19 protein-coding genes and 1 pseudogene are annotated in these 19,031 nt (G+C 64.5%); 11 read left to right on the top strand and 9 right to left on the bottom strand.

The genetic code is table 11. The features are described from left to right. Positions 1-122 precede the first annotated feature (122 nt). The gene (locus tag FS787_RS07785) at positions 123-1,043 is read left to right on the top strand and encodes a 2-hydroxyacid dehydrogenase (RefSeq protein ID WP_144671601.1); all 921 of its coding nucleotides are present in this window, start codon (positions 123-125) and stop codon (positions 1,041-1,043) included. Positions 1,044-1,161: 118 nt separating this feature from the next. Further along, complete coding sequence (locus tag FS787_RS07780; RefSeq protein WP_144671600.1) at positions 1,162-2,187, top strand: DUF808 domain-containing protein; 1,026 nt, start codon at positions 1,162-1,164, stop codon at positions 2,185-2,187. An 82-nt stretch (positions 2,188-2,269) separates the two neighbouring features. Here the strand turns inward: FS787_RS07780 and FS787_RS07775 are convergent, their stop codons facing one another. Both FS787_RS07775 and FS787_RS07770 read right to left on the bottom strand, forming a co-directional pair. Next, entirely contained in the window at positions 2,270-2,503 is a 234-nt protein-coding gene (locus FS787_RS07775) for a hypothetical protein (RefSeq protein ID WP_144671599.1), read from the bottom strand. Between the two features lie 70 nt (positions 2,504-2,573). Next, entirely contained in the window at positions 2,574-3,101 is a 528-nt protein-coding gene (locus tag FS787_RS07770) for a DUF427 domain-containing protein (RefSeq protein WP_144671598.1), read from the bottom strand. 236 nt (positions 3,102-3,337) lie between these two features. Between FS787_RS07770 and FS787_RS07765 the strand changes: the two genes are divergently transcribed. The 9 genes and pseudogenes from FS787_RS07765 to FS787_RS07725 form a co-directional block, all read left to right on the top strand. Next, positions 3,338-3,817: a DUF664 domain-containing protein gene (locus FS787_RS07765; RefSeq protein ID WP_144671597.1), complete on the top strand. Its 480-nt coding sequence runs from the start codon at positions 3,338-3,340 to the stop codon at positions 3,815-3,817. A 100-nt stretch (positions 3,818-3,917) separates the two neighbouring features. Next, complete coding sequence (locus FS787_RS07760) at positions 3,918-4,244, top strand: YciI family protein (protein WP_144672049.1); 327 nt, start codon at positions 3,918-3,920, stop codon at positions 4,242-4,244. A gap of 45 nt (positions 4,245-4,289) precedes the next feature. After that, the gene (locus tag FS787_RS07755) at positions 4,290-5,579 is read left to right on the top strand and encodes an RNA polymerase sigma factor (protein ID WP_260982446.1); all 1,290 of its coding nucleotides are present in this window, start codon (positions 4,290-4,292) and stop codon (positions 5,577-5,579) included. Between the two features lie 48 nt (positions 5,580-5,627). Beyond that, positions 5,628-5,966 (top strand): YciI family protein, encoded by a 339-nt coding sequence (locus FS787_RS07750; RefSeq protein ID WP_144671596.1) that lies wholly within the window; start codon positions 5,628-5,630, stop codon positions 5,964-5,966. 79 nt (positions 5,967-6,045) lie between these two features. Next, entirely contained in the window at positions 6,046-6,402 is a 357-nt protein-coding gene (locus tag FS787_RS07745; RefSeq protein WP_144671595.1) for a YciI family protein, read from the top strand. A 130-nt stretch (positions 6,403-6,532) separates the two neighbouring features. After that, positions 6,533-8,272, top strand: a complete 1,740-nt coding sequence (locus tag FS787_RS07740; protein WP_144671594.1) for an ABC transporter ATP-binding protein — start codon at positions 6,533-6,535, stop codon at positions 8,270-8,272. Then, entirely contained in the window at positions 8,269-10,293 is a 2,025-nt protein-coding gene (locus FS787_RS07735) for an ABC transporter ATP-binding protein (protein WP_144671593.1), read from the top strand. The genes FS787_RS07740 and FS787_RS07735 overlap by 4 nt, the downstream gene beginning before the upstream one ends. A gap of 260 nt (positions 10,294-10,553) precedes the next feature. Then, positions 10,554-11,150, top strand: a complete 597-nt coding sequence (locus FS787_RS18245; RefSeq protein WP_313959643.1) for a hypothetical protein — start codon at positions 10,554-10,556, stop codon at positions 11,148-11,150. A 170-nt stretch (positions 11,151-11,320) separates the two neighbouring features. After that, positions 11,321-11,569 (top strand): annotated as a pseudogene (locus FS787_RS07725) (ABC transporter ATP-binding protein); the annotation flags it as partial. A 106-nt stretch (positions 11,570-11,675) separates the two neighbouring features. Here FS787_RS07725 and FS787_RS07720 read toward each other — a convergent pair. The 7 genes from FS787_RS07720 to FS787_RS07690 form a co-directional block, all read right to left on the bottom strand. After that, entirely contained in the window at positions 11,676-12,464 is a 789-nt protein-coding gene (locus FS787_RS07720; protein ID WP_260982478.1) for a sugar phosphate isomerase/epimerase, read from the bottom strand. Between the two features lie 83 nt (positions 12,465-12,547). Then, a complete protein-coding gene (locus FS787_RS07715) occupies positions 12,548-13,285 on the bottom strand; it encodes a carbohydrate ABC transporter permease (protein WP_260982445.1) in 738 nt (245 codons plus the stop codon). A 92-nt stretch (positions 13,286-13,377) separates the two neighbouring features. Beyond that, a complete protein-coding gene (locus FS787_RS07710) occupies positions 13,378-14,349 on the bottom strand; it encodes a carbohydrate ABC transporter permease (protein ID WP_144671590.1) in 972 nt (323 codons plus the stop codon). An 11-nt stretch (positions 14,350-14,360) separates the two neighbouring features. Next, entirely contained in the window at positions 14,361-15,731 is a 1,371-nt protein-coding gene (locus tag FS787_RS07705; protein ID WP_260982444.1) for an ABC transporter substrate-binding protein, read from the bottom strand. 142 nt (positions 15,732-15,873) lie between these two features. Continuing rightward, positions 15,874-16,983 carry a LacI family DNA-binding transcriptional regulator gene (locus tag FS787_RS07700; RefSeq protein WP_144671589.1) on the bottom strand — a complete coding sequence of 370 codons (1,110 nt, stop codon included), beginning with the start codon at positions 16,981-16,983 and terminating at the stop codon, positions 15,874-15,876. A 61-nt stretch (positions 16,984-17,044) separates the two neighbouring features. Then, complete coding sequence (locus tag FS787_RS07695; RefSeq protein ID WP_144671588.1) at positions 17,045-17,923, bottom strand: PfkB family carbohydrate kinase; 879 nt, start codon at positions 17,921-17,923, stop codon at positions 17,045-17,047. A gap of 91 nt (positions 17,924-18,014) precedes the next feature. Next, positions 18,015-19,016: an SIS domain-containing protein gene (locus FS787_RS07690; RefSeq protein ID WP_144671587.1), complete on the bottom strand. Its 1,002-nt coding sequence runs from the start codon at positions 19,014-19,016 to the stop codon at positions 18,015-18,017. Between the last annotated feature and the right edge of the window lie 15 nt (positions 19,017-19,031).

Here is a 19,031-nt window from a genome sequence, read left to right as displayed (position 1 = left end):
AATAAAGGGGCGGGGTTTCCTGCAACGTATGCCCGGGGACTGGGCATGTCCACGCGACGCACGGGACGCCAGGCAGGTGAGGGCCAACTCCCAGCTGGGTCCGCCGCACTAGGCTGGCAGCTATGCCGAAGAAAATAACCGTGAGCCTGCCGGACCCCACCCTGCGCGAGTACCTGGCGCCCCACCCGGACGTCAGCGTCCTCGAGTGGGACCTGACCGGGGAACCGCCCGTCCCGCGCATCGACATCGTGGTCCAGCCGTATATGGGCAGCACGGAGATCCTGCGCAGCCTGGCGCAGGTGGAGACCGGGCTGGTGCAGAGCCAATCGATCGGGTACGACGGCGTCGCGGCCTCGCTGCCGCCGGACCGGGTGTTCGCCAACGCCGCCGGCGTCCACGAAACCTCCACTGCCGAACTCACCCTGGCCCTGATCCTGGCCAGCCAGCGCGAGTTCCCCCGGCTGCTGGCCAACCAGCAGGAGGGCCGCTGGGAGACCCGGCCCACCGCCAGCCTCGCGGACCGGCGGGTCCTGATCGTCGGTTACGGCGGCGTGGGGAAGGCGATCGAGGACCGGCTCCTGCCGTTCGAAACCACCGTGACAAGGGTGGCCAGCAAGGCGCGGGACGACGAACGCGGCCACGTCCACGGCATCGACGAGCTGCACACCCTGCTGCCGGAACACGACATCGTGATCGTCGGGGTTCCGCTCAGCGATTCCACCCGCCACCTCATCGACGATCGCTTCCTCGCGGCCATGCCCGACGGCGCCCTGCTGGTCAACGTGGCCCGCGGCCCGGTCGCGGACACCGACGCTCTGGTGAAGCACACCGGCTCCGGCCGGATCCGCGCCGCCCTGGACGTCACCGACCCCGAGCCCCTGCCGCAGGACCACCCGCTGTGGCGGACCCCCGGCGTTATTATCAGCCCGCATGTGGGCGGGGCCAGCTCGGCGATGCGCCCGCGGATGGGGAAACTCCTGCAGCGGCAGATCGATCTCATGCTGGCTGAGGAGCCGCCGGTGAACGTGGTGCTGGGCGGATAAGCACGCCTGTCCCGCCGACGGGCTGCCCGCCACCATATAATTCGAGTATGCCAATTACCCGCCTTGACCGAGGCAACCTCGTCCAGCCGCCCGCCTTCACGCAGTACGGAAGCGACCTGTGAGCGGCGGTCTCGTCGCCCTGCTGGACGACATCGCAGCCCTGGCCCGCATTGCGGCCGCCTCGGTGGACGACGTCGCGGCCGGAGCGGCCAAGGCGGGCGCCAAGGCGGCCGGCGTCGTCATTGACGACGCCGCCGTCACCCCGCAGTACGTGTCCGGGGCGGACCCGTCCCGCGAACTGCCGATGATCAAGAAGATCTTCTGGGGCTCGCTGCGCAACAAGCTGCTGATCATCCTGCCGGCGCTGCTGCTCATCAGTGCCTTCATCCCCTGGATCATTCCGTTCATCCTTATGCTGGGCGGCACGTACCTCTGCTACGAGGGTGCCGAGAAGGTCTGGCACAAGCTCCGCGGCCACCACGAGGCCGAAGAAGACACGCCGGCGGTGGACCGGGGTCCGGAGGCGGAGGCCAAGGTCACCAAGGGCGCCATCACCACCGACTTCATCCTCTCCTGCGAGATCATGGTCATTGCGATGAACGAGATCTCCGCCGAGTCCATTTGGGCCCGGGCGGCCATCCTGGTGGTTGTGGCGCTCGCGATCACGGTGGCCGTCTACGGCGCCGTCGCCCTCATCGTCAAGATGGACGACATCGGCCTGCACCTGACCACCAAGGACTCCGCGGGCGCCAAGCGCTTCGGCGAGATGCTCGTCAAGGGGATGCCCGCCGTGCTGACCACCATCACGGTGATCGGGACCGTCGCCATGCTGTGGGTGGGTGGCCACATCATGCTGCAGGGCGCCTACGACCTCGGCTGGCACCTGCCGTATGACCTGGTCCACGTCCTCGAGGCACCGTTCGCCGGGATCGCGGTGGCGGGCGGCTTCCTGGCCTGGCTGGTGAACACCCTGTGCTCGGCCGTCCTCGGTCTCGCCTGGGGCCTGGTGGTCATGGCTATCCTGACGCCGCTGCTCAAGGTGCTGCCGTTCGGCAAGAAGAAGAGTGGGCACGAAGAGGGTGACGTCCGCGCCGCCGTCGCCGGTCACCAGCCGGCAAAGCGCGACGCCGATCCCGCCTCCTAGCTCGCATCCGCTGGCCCAGGCGGGCTAAGCCACGGGGCCGTGCTCCGGAGTGGGGCCTCGGGTCGTTATTCGGCGGCCGAGGTCAGCCTTGCGATGTCTCGCTGGGTGGAGGCTCATCTTTGTCTGCGGGCTTCTGCATCCCGAGGATGAGGAAGGTCATGCCCATGCTGAAGAACGCAATCCAGGCCGTGGTGCCCAGAAACATCATGGCGATCGCAACGGCAAGGAAAACGATCCCGATCGGCAGGAATGCCGCGCCCCCGCTTCTCTCCGCTCGGCCGTTGGACTCCGACGTGGGCTTTCCTTCACCGTTCATCTGGCCGAGGCTACGTCGGTGGACGGAGACGCGCAAACGCTCCCGCGACTGAGCGGTTCGGACGAGGCCCTCACCACCCGGCGGTGCCCGGGCCGCCCTTGAACGGACCAACGATGTTCGGGGTAATCCAGCCGCCGTAGAAGTCACCCTCCTGGGAGGTCACCGGCACGCCGTCGACCTCGCAGGAATCCATGTGCCGTGGGTAGAGGGCCACCCGGGTCCGGAGCGACTCGAACCCCCGGGCGGGCTCCGGGTAGGTCCACGCTCCGCGGCGAACCACGACCCCGCCGGCAACAACGTCGAAGTAGTGCGCCTCTCCCTTGAACTCGCAGAAGCTGGTGCCCCCGACCGGGACCAGCGCACCGGCAGGGAATGCGTCCAGCGGCAGGTAGTAGACAGGGGGATGGCTCGTCTCCAGGACGCGGACGGCGTCGGTGGTGTCGGCAATGACCTGCCCGCCGAGGCGCACGATGACCCGTTCCGGCCGGTGTTCCACCCTGGGCGGCCGCGGGTAGTCCCACACCGATTCCTGGCCGGGCTGGGGTTTGACCGGCCGGGGACGTCGGAAAATGCCGGAAAGACCGTGAGCTGGAGTCATCTCCCCATGGTGCCACTTTCCGCCGGGAGACGGGCCGCCCTCGGCTGCTCCTGAAGTGGAGGGGCGCCTCGGGTAGGCTCGGGGCATCAAGCCTGAGGGGGCAGCCGCATGAAACCCGAGCAGTTCAGCAGACCGGCCAACGATCACACCACCACCAGGGAACCCGCAGCCAACACGGAGGAAGAGCAAGGGCTAATCTCAGCCGGTATCTGGCCTGTCGGCTACGGGCCTGCAGCATGAGTGACGCACAATTGCTCGCTCAACTGGCGGGGGAGCGCGGACACGTTCTTCGAGCAGTCCACGGCCTCGAGGACCATGACATGCGTCGAACTTTGACTCCGTCAGGCTGGACGATGACACAGCTGCTCAATCATCTGGCCTTTGATGACGAGATGTTCTGGATTTCGGCTGTTCTGGGTGGTGATGCCACGGCAATCGCCGGACTTCACAACGGTTGGGCGTCCAAACCGATGACGGGCGCCGAGGCCATCAACCTCTACAAGCGTGAGATCGCTCGAAGCGATGCGGTCCTTGCGGACGTCGATCTGGATGCCCCTCCCCGCTGGTGGCCGCCGGCCACTGTGTTCGACGCACCACCGATGCCCGATGGGCGTGAGGTGGTGTTTCGCGTGCTCGCTGAGACTTCTGTCCATGCGGGCCATCTCGACATTGTCCGCGAGCTCATCGACGGACATCAGAATCTCGTCGTGGGGTAGTCCCGGCGGAAAGAAATACGAAGCGGGTGTCCTTTTCGTGTCATCCCGTTCGTCGTGGTGGTGTATCAGCCGAAAAGAAGAAGGAGTCATCGTGGAGTACATGCTTTTCATCTGCACCGATCCCACAGCGCCCGCATATGTGGCCGCCGAGGACAACATTGTCGAATGGGGGGCGGAGATGGAAGCCCGCCGCGTCACCCGTCATGGCAACAGGCTGCGACCTGTCGAGGACGCAACCACGGTCACGGTCCGCGGCGGCGAGGTGATGGTCTCTGATGGGCCCTTCGCCGAGACCAAGGAGTGGATCGCGGGCTACGACATCATCGCTTGTGCCGATCTCGATGAAGCCATCGAAGTGGCGTCCAAGCATCCCATGGCACGGTTCGGAAAGATCGAGATCCGGCCAGTGTGGCCACTCGGGGAGTAGTCATTGGCCCGGGTGGCCGGCCCTGATGATCGGGGGAGGGGTGCAGTGGTAACGGCACCGACGGACGCGCAGGCCGCCGTCGAGATGGCGTCCGCCGTCGAAACCGCGCGAATCACTGCAACCCTCATCCGCGTCACGGGCGACTGGAGCCTTGCCGAGGATTGTGTCCAGGATGCGTTCGCGCGCGCTCTGGTCGACTGGCCGGTGCGCGGCATTCCCAGGAACACCGGGGCGTGGCTGACCACCGTGGCCAAGAACCGGGCGATCGACCGTATGCGCAGTGCCGCCAGCGAAAAGAGGGCGGTGCGTGAACTCGCGATCCTCACTGAACTTGAAGAACTGCCGGACGGGTCCGGCGGAAATCCTGGGGCCGACGACGACCGGTTGCGACTGATTTACACCTGTTGCCATCCTGCCCTTCCGCTCGATGCCCGGGTGGCGCTGACCTTGCGCACGGTCGCCGGTCTCACCACCGGTGAGATCGCGCGCGCGTTCCTGGTCTCGGAAGCAACCATGTCGAAGCGGCTCGTCCGGGCCCGTGCCAAGATACGAAACGCAGGGATCCCGTATCGTGTGCCGCCGCCGGAGCTGATATCCGAACGCACGGCCGGGATCCTGGCCGTGCTCTACCTCATGTTCAACGAAGGGTATTCGGCCACGGGCGGCGCTACATTGATCCGCGAACCCCTTGTAAGGGAAGCGATTCGCCTGACCCGGCTGCTGATTGGCTTGTTAGGTGGTTCCCCGCATGAACCGGAGGCGCTGGCCCTGCTTGCCCTCATGTTGTTCCACCATGCCCGGAGAGGGACGCGAACAGACGCCGCGGGGGACTTGGTGACGTTGGAGGAGCAGGACCGCGGATCGTGGGACAGGGCTGCTATAGGGGAGGCTATGGCGCTGCTGGCGGCGGCCGAGCACATGGGTATTTCACGCCGTTCCCGGCCCGGGAGCTACCGTATCCAGGCCGCCATTGCTGCCTGCCATATGACCGCCCCGGACGCTGGCGGCACGGACTTCGCCAAGGTGGCCTTGCTGTATGACCACCTCGGGCAAATTGCGCCGTCGCCGGTCATCGAGCTTAACCGTGCCGTCGCCGTCGCGATGTCCCAAGGGCCGGAGGCAGGCCTGGCACTGATCGACCGGCTGGAGCAGACACGGTCTCTTGACGGCTACTACCTCCTGCCTGCGGCGAAAGCTGACCTCCTGCGGCGCCTTGGCAGAAGAACAGAGGCCTACCGCGAATATTGCCGGGCCCGGGAACTCGCACCATCGGAGGTCGAACGCCGCTACCTTGGCAAACGCCTGGCGGAGACCGGCCCCGGGTCCTCATCTTGACCCAACCCCACATTAAGTGACTGATACGGCGAGCACGGAGGAGAAAAAATGAGACACCTGATACTGATCCCAAGCAATGTTGACACCTGGAATGCCCTTTCCGCGGCCGAAATTGAGGCGATCATGCGCGCCCATGCCTCCCTACAGAAGGAGCTCATGGCCTCCGGAGAGTTTGTGGAGGCCCACGAGCTGGGCGAGGAGGCCAAGTACGTGACATCGGACGGTGACAGCTGCACCGTGACTGACGGTCCGTTTGTGGAGACCAAAGAATTCCTGGCCGGGTTCTACATCGTCGACTGTGCGGACATGGAACGCGCGGTGGAAATCGCCGGCAAGCTGGGGGAGTCAACGCTGTGGCCGATCGAGGTACGCCAAATCAACCCATAATCCAGGGATAAGAATTGGCCCGCCTTGCGTGCAGCCACCGGCCCGACTAGCCGATCGATTTCACGAAAGAACCACCACCATGCCGCAATTTGCCATCCTCATCTATGCAGACGAGTCCCTCCATGCTGTCCGCGCAGCAGAGGCTGAACTCGAAGAGAACCACCAACACGCAAAGGACCTTTCAGCCTCAGGCACCATGTCGCTCGCCTATGCCCTGACCCCTCGAGCTAATGCGGTGTCCATCCGACGAGACAGCACAGACGCTGGACCGTTCGTCCAAGCGGACCAGTTCGTAGCAGGCTTCTACGTCGTAGACGCTCCCGATCTCAACTCGGCCGTGGCGATTGCCCGCCTGAACCCCGCGGTCCGCACTCGCACCGGTGGCGTCGAAGTCCGCCCCGTGCACAGCGGAGGCATCACGGCCAATAACAAATAGGGACGGCCTGCTCTGGCGCGTTCGCCCGGCACGTCCCGCCTCCGCCCTGCGCGGAACCCGCCCCACCCACGGCCTCCGGACGTAAACTGACCTTCACACCGCTGCCCGTGACCCGTGAAGTGGAGTACGGATGCTCTGGAAACTGCTCGTTGAATACCTGGCACCGCAGCGCTGGCTGCTGCTCGCCGTCGTCGTTTTCCAGCTGGCGCAGTCCATCGCCTCGCTGTACCTGCCCACCCTGAACGCGGACATCATCGACCAGGGCGTGGCGAAGGGGGACACGGAGTACATCCTGCGCACCGGAGCGGTGATGCTGCTGGTGACGCTGCTGCAGATCGCCTGCGCCATCGCTGCCGTGTACTTCGGGGCGAAGGCGGCGATGGCGATGGGCCGGGACGTGCGCGGGGCGGTCTTCAGCCGGGTGGCGGCATTCTCCGAGCAGGAGGTCACCCGCTTCGGCGCGCCGAGCCTCATCACCCGCTCCACCAACGACGTCCAGCAGGTCCAGCAGCTGGTGCTGGTCTCCGCCACCCTGATGGTGGCCGCGCCCATGCTGAGCATCGGCGGCGTCATCATGGCCATGCGGCAGGACCTGCAGCTGTCCTGGCTGATCGCGGTCAGCGTGCCGGTGCTGCTGGCAGGGGTGGGGCTGATCATCACCCGGATGGTGCCGCTGTTCCGGCTGATGCAGACCCGGATCGACACTGTGAACCGGGTGCTCCGCGAGCAGCTCACCGGCATCCGCGTGGTCCGCGCGTTCGTCCGCGAGGACGTGGAGACCGCCCGCTTCGCCCGGGCCAACGAGGACGTCACGGACACCGCCCTGCGCGCCGGCCGGCTGATGGCTCTCGCGTTCCCCACCGTGATGCTGGTCCTGAACGTCTCATCCGTGGCCGTGATCTGGTTCGGCGCGTTCCGGATCCAGGACGGCTCCATGCAGGTGGGCACCATGATCGCGTTCCTGAGCTACCTCATGCAGATCCTCATGTCCGTCATGATGGCCACGTTCATGGCGATCATGATCCCGCGCGCGGCGGTCTCCGCGGACCGGATCGGCGAGGTGCTCGGCACCGAATCCAGCGTCCGCCCGCCGGTGCACCCGCTGGATTTCTCCGGCCGCGCCGGCCGCGGGGAACTGGAAATGCGCGACGTCGGGTTCGCCTACCCGGGCGCCGAACAGCCGGTCCTGTCCGGGATCAGCTTCACCGCCCGGGCGGGGCGGACGACGGCGATCATCGGCGCCACCGGGTCCGGCAAGACCACCCTGGTGAACCTGATGCCGCGGCTCTTCGACGCGACGTCCGGCGCGGTGCTGATCGACGGCGTGGACGTGCGCGAGCTGCACCCGGATCTGCTGTGGGGGCACATCGGCCTGGTCCCGCAGCGGCCGTACCTGTTTTCCGGCACGGTGCGCAGCAACCTGCTCTACGGCAAACCCGACGCCACCGAGGACGAACTCTGGCGGGCGCTGTCCATTGCGCAGGCGGAGGACTTCGTGCGGGAAATGGAGGGCGGGCTGGACGCGCCCGTCTCGCAGGGCGGCACCAACGTCTCCGGCGGGCAGCGGCAGCGGATCGCGATTGCCCGGGCGCTGGTGAAACGGCCCGAGCTCTACATCTTCGACGACTCGTTCTCCTCGCTGGACACCGCCACCGACGCCCGGCTGCGGCAGGCGCTCCGGCAGCACACCGCCGGCGCCACCCTGGTGATCATCGCCCAGCGCGTGTCCAGCATCGTGGACGCGGACCAGATCCTGGTGCTCGACGGCGGCCGGATCGTCGCGCACGGCACGCACGCGGAGCTCCTGGAGACGTCCGAGACGTACCGGGAGATTGTGAACTCCCAGCTCGCTGCGGAGGAGGCGGCATGAGCGCCCCGGACCGCACCGGGGCGCCCGCCGCGCCGGCGGGCGGGGGACAGGCACGCGGCGGGACGGCAGCCGTCGAACGCATCCCCCGTCCGGCGGCAGGACCGGGACGCGGCGGGCCGTTCGCCGGGATGAACGTCCCGGCGGAGAAGGCGATGAACTTCTGGCCGTCCGCCAAACGGCTGCTCGGCCAGCTGCGGCCGGAGCGGCTGTGGCTGGTGCTGGTCCTGATGCTCGCCGTGGTGAGTGTGACGTTCTCGGTGATCGGGCCGCGGCTGCTGGGCGAGGGCACCAACCTGATCTTCGCCGGCGTCGTGTCCAGGGACCTGCCGGCCGGGGTGAGCCAGGAGCAGCTGATCGCGCAGCTGCGCGCCGAGGGGCAGGACCAGCAGGCGGACATGCTCAGTGCCATGACGCTGACGCCGGGCGCGGGGATCGACTTCGCGGCGCTGGCCAACGTACTGCTGTGGGCGCTGGCGCTGTACGTGCTGGCGTCGGCATTCATGTGGATGCAGGCATACATCCTTAACGGCGTGGTGCAGCGGACGGTGTTCCGGCTGCGCGAGCGGATCGAGGCGAAGATCAACCGGCTGCCGTTGCGGTATTTCGACTCGATCCAGCGCGGGGAGCTGCTGAGCCGGGTCACCAACGACGTGGACAACATCTCGCAGAGCCTGCAGCAGTCCATCAGCCAGGCGGTCACGTCGCTGCTGACCGTGCTGGGTGTGCTGGTGATGATGTTCATCCTCTCGCCCACCCTCGCGCTGATCGCGCTGGTCACGGTGCCGCTGACGCTGGTGACGACGGCGCTGATCGCCAAGCGCTCGCAGAAGCTGTTCGTGGCGCAGTGGAAGCACACGGGGGAGCTGAACGGGCAGATCGAGGAGACATACACCGGGCACGCGCTGGTGAAGGTGTTCGGCCGGCAGCGGGAGGTCGAGGAGCGGTTCCGGCAGAAGAACGCCGAGCTGTATGAGGCCAGCTTCGGCGCGCAGTTCGTGTCCGGGCTGATCATGCCGGCCATGACGTTCATCGGGAACCTGGTCTACGTGGGGATCGCCGTGGTGGGCGGGCTGCAGGTGGCCGCCGGGGCGATGCAGCTGGGCGATGTGCAGGCGTTCATTCAGTACTCGCGGCAGTTCACCCAGCCGCTGGCCCAGCTGGGCTCGATGGCGAACCTGCTGCAGTCCGGGGTGGCCTCGGCCGAGCGGGTGTTCGAGCTGCTGGATGAGGCGGAGCAGTCGGCGGATCCTGTGCCTGCGGTGGCGCCGAACGGCGGGCGGGGCCGGCTGGTGTTCGAGAACGTGTCCTTTGCCTACTCGCCGGACAAGCCGCTGATCACGGACTTGGACCTGGTGGCCGAGCCGGGACAGACCGTGGCGATAGTGGGGCCGACGGGGGCGGGGAAGACGACGCTGGTGAACCTGATGATGCGGTTCTACGAGCTCGACGCCGGGCGGATCACGCTCGACGGCGTGGACGTCACCGCGATGACCCGCGACGGGCTGCGCTCGCGGATGGGCATGGTGCTGCAGGACACCTGGCTGTTCGGCGGGACCATCCGGGACAACATCGCCTACGGCCGCCCCGGCGCCTCGGAAGCCGAGATTCTGGAGGCGGCGAAGGCGACGTACGTGGACCGGTTCGTCCGGTCGCTGCCGGACGGTTACGACACCGTGCTGGAGGACGAGGGCGGCAATGTCTCGGCAGGGGAAAAGCAGCTGCTGACGATTGCCCGGGCGTTCCTGGCCCGGCCGTCGGTGCTGATCCTGGACGAGGCGACATCGTCCGTGGACACCCGGACCGAGGTGCTGGTGCAGAAGGCGATGAGTGCGCTGCGCTCGGACCGGACCTCGTTTGTCATCGCCCACCGGCTCTCCACCATCCGCGACGCCGACCTCATCCTGGTAATGGAGGCCGGGCAGATCGTGGAGCAAGGGACGCACGCTTCACTGCTGGAGACCGGCGGGGCGTACGCCGCGCTGTACGCGGCGCAGTTCGCGGCGCCGGTGGCGGAGGTTTAGCGGTGCTCGGCCACGCAGCGGGTTCTGCGGGCCAGCCCGAGACGGCAGGTAACAACCTGGACCAGTGCGCTGGCCGTATTGGGCGCATGGCTCCCCGGAGCCGTACCGGTGGCCCAAGTGGCCCGCACCCTGGCCGCGAACGACGTCGGGGGTGACCCGCTCGTTCTTTTCTCTCTCGCCCTGTTGGAGCGCCGCGGCTCTGTCTAGACTTGAGATGCGCCGGAGCAGACGCACCCATTCGTCCCGGAAGGGCAAGGATCATGACAGACCGCAGCGACTCCGAATTGCAGGCAGAGGCACCCTTGGAATCCAAACCAAGGGAGCCTCGAGATCGGCCGGCTGAAGATATCTCCCAAGGCGCTGCGTCCCAGGACCAGCGCGTCTCGTCCGGTGCCGACGCCCAGGCCGACGACTCCCGTAGCGGTGCAGATGTGCGGGAAGCGATCGACGTCGCGGAGTCGGGCACTGAGGCGGAAGGGGATCACTCGCATCCGGAACTGGCCAAGACCGGCGAGGCACCCGTTGAGCAGGTCTACAACGACCCAGCAATGACGGAGGGGCAGCGGACCGTAACAGGCGCTGCAACAACCGGCCGCGTAGCGCCGGGACCATCACCGGCTGAGGCCGGATCCGGCGGCGCTCAGTCCGTTGTCGGCGCGCGTGAGTCGGACCGTCGTGCGGCGGGCGAGCCGCCGGCTGCAGGCGCGCCCTTCGAAACCGGCGAGCCTCACCAGGCTACGGGCACGGCGACGGGCGACGACGGTTTCAGGTCCGAGTCCGAGGGCAAGGTTGAGCACGTCAAGGCGGATCTGAAGCACGCTGCCGAAAAGGTGAAGGACTCCTTCAAAAAGCATTGAGTATCCCCCGGCTTGTGGGCCGCCGGATCAACTGGGCAGGATGGTCTTCAGCTTCTCAACCATGGGCTGCACATCGGCTGGGCGGTGGTTTCCGGGCGCATCCCGGGCCGCAAGGTGGCCCAGGCTGCGAGTCCAGAGGACCTGACGGGCGCCGAGGGTGTTGCGGTCGGCTGACTGCGGAGCCGGGGCAGACGGCGGCGATCGTGGGCCCCACCGGGCGGGGCCGTCGCCGCGATGTCCCGGCACGAGCTGCGCTCACGGATGGGCATGGTGCTGCAGGACACCCGGCTGTTCGGCTCGCCTACGGCCGGCCCTCGGAGTCCGAAGCGGACATCCTGGAGGCGGCGAAGACGACGTGCGTGGACAGGGTCGTGAAGTCCCTGCCGCAGGGCTATGACACCGTGGTGGCCGCGGGCGGGGCGTACGCCGCGCTGTACGCGGCGCCGGTGGCGGAGGTTTAGGGGGACCGGCGGTGCCGGTGTGCGGGTAGGCTTCCCATCTGAGTACAACTAGCAGGCAAGCGCTTCAAACACGTTGCTTGTCAGGGGACGCGCGCGGCCCTGCGGCGCCGACAGCGAAAGCATCAAGGCACTTCTCGACGGCGGGACGGGGCTCCAAAGCGTAGGAACCGTCTCCGAAGAGCTCGAAGGTCATTGCGCCCTGGTACTCCAGGCCACTTAGATCGCGCAGGATCCCTCTCAGGTCCATCGACCCGTCGCCCCAGGCCAAATGACCAGCGGGAGCCCCGTCCACGAGGTGCACGTGCCGGATCCTGTCACCAAACGCATCGCCGTAGTCGTTGATGGAGTCCCCTGCGACTGCCATGGCTACGGTGTCGATCACGACTCCGAGTGCCGGGGAGCCCACATCGCGAAGCATTCGCGCCAAGGACTGAACGTCCGTGACCAGATTGGACTCCACACGCTGCAGCGGCTCGAGCACACACGATACCCCCAGTTCCGCGGCTCGGGCCGCGATGGCCTGCAATCCTGCGACGGACCGTTCCCATGCGGGGCCTATCGGTTCGTCCTCGTAGCCTCGACCGGCTGTGAGGAACAGGAGCGGCGATTCCAACTCGCTGCATACTTCTGCCGCGCGCAGGAAGAGCTGCAAGCTCCGCTCCCGAAGCCGTTGCACTCCGGAAGCGATGTTCACTGGGTAGCTCACCTGTTCGGGGGTGAGGCACGCAAGGCTGAGTTCCCGCTCCTGTAGAAGAGTCCACACCTGCTGCAATTGCGCCGCATCTGTCTCTGGTATGTGCAGGTGCGGCGCGACGCACCACAGCTCTATCCTGGTCCTCCCCAGATCAACCATGTCATCGAGGCAGCGCTTCAGGGTGTGGTGCTGATAAGCGAAGTTGGAGCCGCAGACCTGGTCCATACCGACGCTGTGCACGGCTACTTCCCAACACCGTCGGCCAGACCGCGGATAAAGTACCGCTGGCCGGCAAAGAAGAGCACGATCACGGGCAGCGCAGCGATCACCATCCCGGCGAAGACCACGGGATAATCCGTGCCGTGCTTTGACATGAGATTGGTGAGCCCCACCGGCAGGGTCTGTAGGGCCCCGCCGCTGGTGAAGATCATGGCGAAGAGGTACTCGTTCCAAGTGAAGAGGATGTTCAGCAATACTGTCGAGACGATGATGGGACGGCACATGGGCAGGATGATCTGCCAAAAGGCCCTCGCCTTCGACGCACCATCGACGGCGGCCGCTTCGTCGACTTCTGCCGGCAAATCCATCATGTAGGCGCGAATCAGGAACGTGGTGAACGGGACACGGAACGCCGTGTACAAGATCAGCAGTGCCCAAAAGCTGTTGTATAGCCCCATCGCCTGAAACATTTTCACCAGTGGAATGAGGGCGACGGTCGGTGCCAGCATCAGTCCGGCCAGGATGACGATCAGCAACGTGCGGCTGAACGGGATGCGGACCTTCGTCAATCCGTAGGCGGCCCAGGCACTAATGAAAACCGTCGCGATCGTGGACGTCACTGTAACCAGGACGCTCGTGGTGAGGTAGTCGCCCACGCCGCGGTTCCAGGCAGTGGCGTAGTTTTCCCATCGCCATGAGCTCGGAAGGGCGAACGGGTTAGCGAAAAGTTCTGCGTTCGACTTCACGCCGTTGAAAAGCATCCAAAGAAGGGGGTAGATGACTACGACCGCGAGGGCCAGTAGGAATGCCCGGACAAACACCCGTCCAAGGGACATGAGTACAGACGTCCGCGTTACCATTCGACTCTCCTACGCTTAGAGATCCACAACTGAAGTGCCGCAAGCACCATCGTGATAACGAAAACAGCGGTGGCGATCGCTGCCGCATAACCGAAGTCGTTGCGGACAAATCCACTTCGGTATAGCCAAGTGCCCAAGACCTGGCTGGAGTTGTTTGGGCCGCCACTTGTCATCACCATGACTTCGTTGAAGACCTGGAACGCCCCGGAGACCGTGACGATCAACATGAGGCTGGTCATCTCCCGTACCAGTGGCAAGGAAATGGCGAAGAAGCGACGGAAAGGACCGACGCCATCGATAGAAGCAGCTTCGTACAGTTCGGTGGGTATACGTTGTAGCGCGACGGCAAAGAGCAATGTGCAATAGCCGAAGCCCTGCCACTGGCTCATGGCGATAATGCCAAAGATTGCGGTGTTTTCCTGCCCGAGCCAAGCCTGGGTGAAGTCGTGCAGGCCGAGGAAATCCAGCGCTGCATTGAGGATCCCCATTCGCGGCTCGTAGATGAAATAGAACAACAGCCCGGCCACAGTCAGGGAGATCGCCGAGGGGACAAAGTACACGGCCCGGAGGATTCCGCGCCACCGCGCACTGCGTAGCCCCTCGATCATGGCGGCCAGAATCAAGGCCCCGAACACTTGGAATACGATCGAGATGCCGGCGTAGAGGGTGTTGTTGAGTAACGATTTCCAGAAGATCGGGTCGTTGAACATCTTGCTGTAGTTGTCTAAACCCACAAAGGTCTGGCGTCCGCTGTAGATGTCCCATTTGAGCGTACTGAAGCCAAGATTCTGAACGAGCGGCACGTAGGCGAAGATGCTCAGGAGCAGAACGGCGGGCGCGACCCAGACAAGGTTCCGCCAACGCTGCGAGCGGGCTCTTCTTGTGGGTTGATCAGACGGGCGGCCCGGTACCGCCACCGTTGACGGCGGTGCCGCTGGCTTCCACGCAGTATTGGAAACTGTCATGGCTGCACCCGTTACTTGGCAGCGTCGGAAGCGGACCGAACCGAAGCGAGTACCTGTTCGGGACTCTGGCCTCCGGCGGTCAGCGCTTCTCCTCCGGCCAGCCACGCGTCTGCGACGGTGGGGACCGTGACAGAGTCCAGCCAGACGATGGCGTCCGAGGCCTCGTTCACCTGTTTGATGCCTTCCACCACCGGTGCCGTGGAGTTTTGCTCGGAAACGGCGCCCTTGACGGAGCTTGGCTGGCCGTACGGCGGAGCCGATAGCTTGGCTGCGTTTTGGGTGCTCGTCGCAAACTTCATGAAGTCAGCAGCGAGGGCCGCGTTCTTGGACTTGGCATTGATGATGTAGCCCTCGGGTGATGCTTCGATGGCTTCGGTGTCTCCCTTCGCGCCGGCTGCGGCGGGCAGGCGGAAGATACCGAGGCCGTCCTTCTTCAGCGAGGAGTCTTTTGATGCAGTGGTATCAAATTCGAGAATTTCCTGGTAGTACATACCGGCTTTGCCTTCGGCCAGCGCCTGCTGCGCCGTGGTGTACAGGACTCCGTTTGAGTCCTTACCGCTGCCCGTGCATTCGTTCACCAGGGTACTGAACTGCTTCATGGCCTTTAGGTAGCCCGCGTCGTTTAGCTCCGCGGTCGCCGGGTGGAAATCTGCGTTCAACACATCGGTCGGTACTTCATAGGCGAACAGTTGCTGCAGGTAGTGGAGCGCCGGCCAGCCGTCCTTGTTCCCAAAGGCAATTGGTTCATAGCCAGCTGACTTGAGAACCGAGCAGGAGGAGATAAGTTCCTCGAATGTCTTTGGCGGGGTGATTCCCAGTTCCTTAAAGATTCTCTGGTTGTAGCCCATGAACTTACCGTTGTTGTAAAGCGGGACAGCAAAGTATTTGCCGTCCTTCTCGAAGGCCTTGAGTGCCGATTCGCCGAACTTCGCCCCCCACTCGGTGCCGGGCGCGATGGCGGGCGTTAGGTCCGCAGCGAGTCCGCCGTCGATAAAGTTATTGGCCCAGTTCCCGGCCCAGGTGAAGAAGATATCGGGAAGGGCCTGAGAAGCGGTCAGGGTCTTGGTCTTGTCTTTGATGCTCTGATCCGTCTCCTGAATTAGCTCGAACGAGACGTCCGGATGCATCTTCTGGTACTCGGCCGCCAGATCCTTGAAGTACGGCTCGAGGGGATCGCCACCGAACTTCGTCAGGATGCTTAGCTTTCCGGAGTACGCAGGCTCCTTGGTGAGGTCCAGAGGGGCGGCAGCCTGGCTTCCGCCGCCCCCGCAGCCGGCCAGGGCCAGCGCCGCCCCGGCCACGAGTGCCGTCATCAATTGCTTGCTCTTGGGGAACATCATTTCTTCTACTTTCGCTCGGTGGCCGATCAGCCGAGGCTTCACGATAGGAGCGGCACCTTCGCCCTTCATTGGAATAGGTGCCGATCTCCATTACTGGATATTGGGACTAGTGATACCGGTACCACAGTGAATCACGATTTGACGAGATGGGGAAGAGCCCTGGGGGCGAATTGCGGGGCGGGTTCTATGTGCCGGGAACAGCGGAAGGGACGGGTCCGTCGGAGGACCGCGCGATCAAGGTGGATGGCAGCACATGCCTAGAAGGAGCGGAAACGTCACCATTGATGCGTGCTATGAGCTGTTGGGTCGCTACCGCCCCCAGCTCCCGCACGGGTTGGCGAATCATCGTGAGCGGCGGCTCCATCACGGCAGCCCACGGGCTGTCATCAAAGCCAATCAGTGATACGTCCTTGAGCAGCCGAAGATTGCGTGCCTGCAGTGCGTGGAGCGCACCTATAGTGGCCTCGGTCTCGGTTGTAAAAATTGCGGTGGGCGGATCCGCCAGGGCAAGCATGCCGCTGATTGCGCGCGTCGCTTGTCCTTCGTTTTTCAGGACGTGGGTTACCAGTGCCGTGTCGAACGGTATCCCAGCATCGTTCAAAGCGTCGAGGTAACCGCGCAGGCGTTCGCCGTCGCTCCACAGTGTGTCATCGAGGATGCGATGCATTTGCTCGAGGTCGGTTGCTGGGCTCAGCGTCACTGGGCCCCAGGCGAAAGCGATTCTTCGGTGCCCGTTCTGGATAAGGGAGTCCACGGCGGACCGGGCTGCCTCACGGTTGTCGATGACCACTGAATCCGTATCGAGACTGTCCACGAGGCGGTCAATCAGGACTACCGGAATTCCACGTTCCATGGCGCCGGTCAGATGCAAAATGTCGTCATGGCGCCCGGCGGCCGACGCCACAATTAGGCCGTCGACTTGTTTGGCGAGCAGGACGCCGACGGCGTCTTGCTCAAGTTGCAGTTTCTCGTCGGTGCTCAGGATGATTGCGTCGTAGCCGGCCAGCTTCGCGGTTTCGGATATGCCTTTGAGAACACCAGTGAAGAACGGGTTGGCGACATCCGCCACAACAATGCCAAGGGTTTTGGTGATACCCGTGGTCATGCTCCGCGCCAGGGCGTTGGGCTTGTAGCCCAGGCGCTCAGCCGCGAGCATCACTTTGGCGCGGGTCGCGTCACTAACAGAGCCGTAATTCCCAAGCGTTCGAGCGACTGTGGCCCTGCCCACCCCCGCCGCAGCCGCAACGTCGGTGATGGTCGGAGCCGCGTCATGGTGCTGGTGGTCCGACGGCATCAAATCCCCTTCTATGTGCAGGGATTCGCGTCGGCGTCCCGGCCGTGTAAGTGTTCCTTCATCAGATCCTAGTTGGTGTAGCGACTGGCTGGCCGTAACCAAAGGCGCCCTCCACATAGCACTGCGCCGCCGCAGCGCTTGCAGCAACGCTCAGAGCTTCCAGAAGGCTGTGGGTGGACGGTCGGGAGAGCTTCGTCCAGCCTGCCTTGAGGAGGCTCACGACCATCCCGGTCAAGAAGGCATCACCGCACCCCATGGTGTCGGCGAAACGCCTGGGGTCTACGGGCTCGGCACCCTGCGTGAGGAATTCGTTCCCATCGAACAGCACGGCCCCGTCTGCTCCTCTGGTGCCCACCGCCAAGGTCGCACCTGCCGCAACGACCCGCCGCAACTCATGCTCCGCGGAGTGCCGGGTTCGCCCACCCAACGAAAGCAATGCGAGGTCGACATAAGGAGCGGTTCGGCTGAGGTAATCGTCGGTTCGCCGGTCCGGCTCAGAGGAGTAGTCGAAGCTGACCAAGGCCCCGGTATCGCGCACCAAGGGAAGCTGCGACTCTGACGCTGAGTAGACGCTGGAATGCACTAGGTCCGCCGTGGCCAGGTAGGCGAGGTGCTCCGGTTGGAGCTCGAACGGCTGGCTTAAGGTGACGCCTCCATTGTTCCAACCCAGGAACACCCGGTCGCCGTCGACCACCTCTATTTCAGTCACACCGTTTGGGCCTTCCCGGGTGACGCAGCGGCTGATATCGACCCCTTCTTCTACCAAGGCGGACCGGACGAAGTCTCCTAGTACGTCGCTGCCGAAAACGCCGACGTAGGCAGCGTCCAGGCCCGAGCGCCGTGCTAGAACGGCGAAGTTGACGCAGTTCCCTCCCGGATAGATCACCTTGCGGTCAAGAAATCGGTCCACAATGTTGTCTCCGAAGCCAATTACTTTCATGCTGTTCCCGTCTCGACGCTGCGGGCCCAGGCCCGACCGGGCCCGCAGCGCTGGAAGTCGTATCCCGGCTGGGTACGAACCTGGCTGTCTGTCAGTATTCAACGACGCGGTAGTACCGGCGCAGTTCCAGCGAGTGATTCCGGACCCGCTCTAGGTGCTTGCTGATGCGGTCCACTACGGTGTCCAGAACGAGCGGGGCCAGCAGACCGCGGAAGCGGGGGCTGATACCGGGCAGTTCGTAGTCCTTGGTGTCCAGCAGCGTCGTGTTCTTGTTGTAGTTCTCCGCGAACTTGACGACACGCTCCATGAGGGGCCGGCTTTCATCTTCGCCGAGGAACAGCATGAGGCTCGTGTCTTCTTCGATGAGTTCCAAAGACCCGTGGAAAAATTCGGCCCCGTGGACGCGCGTCGTCCGCAGCCACTGCATCTCCTCGAGGATGCACATGGAGTAGAGGTAGGTGAACCCCCAAAGGTTCCCGGCGCCGACGAGGAAGTGGTAGTCGACATCCTTGTTTCTTTCGGCGAAAGCTTCCGCTGCCGGTTCTGCCTGTCGCGCCACGTCCACCAGGATTACGGGGATGGCTTGGAGCTCCGCCGCAAGCTCTTCGTACCCTTCGAACTCCCCGCGGACAGAAAGCAAGCGCGTGCTGAGGAGCAGCAAGGGGATGTCGAACGGCCATGTCTTGGGTTCGGTGACGAGAACGGCGTCCAATGACTTTGCAAATGGACTGTCACCAAAACCAGTGAAGCCGACCGTGTAGGCGCCCTTAGCCTTCGCGAACTCGATGGCCTCGATGACGTCCTCGGTGGTCCCGGAAACTGATGCAAAAACTGCTACGGAACCGGGACCGAAAGTTGGGTCAGCGGTCAGCATGAGTTCTTTGCCAATAGCGGCGCGAACGGGCAGGTTGGAATTGGAGCGGATGAAGTGCTCATAGGGGAGCATCGCCGCGTAAGTCCCACCGGCACCGATCAGGAATAGATTCTGGAAGTCGCGTTGCTCCAGCGAGTCCACAAGCTGTTCGATCTGCTCCTGCAGTGCAAGCGCACTGCGGGTCTGGAGCAGGAATTTCTCTTCATTGAAGCCCAGCACGGGTAGCCCTTTCGT

Origin of the sequence: Arthrobacter sp. U41 (assembly GCF_007679325.1) — a bacterium.
GTDB lineage: Bacteria > Actinomycetota > Actinomycetes > Actinomycetales > Micrococcaceae > Arthrobacter.
This window is presented reverse-complemented; position numbering and strand designations above follow the sequence as displayed.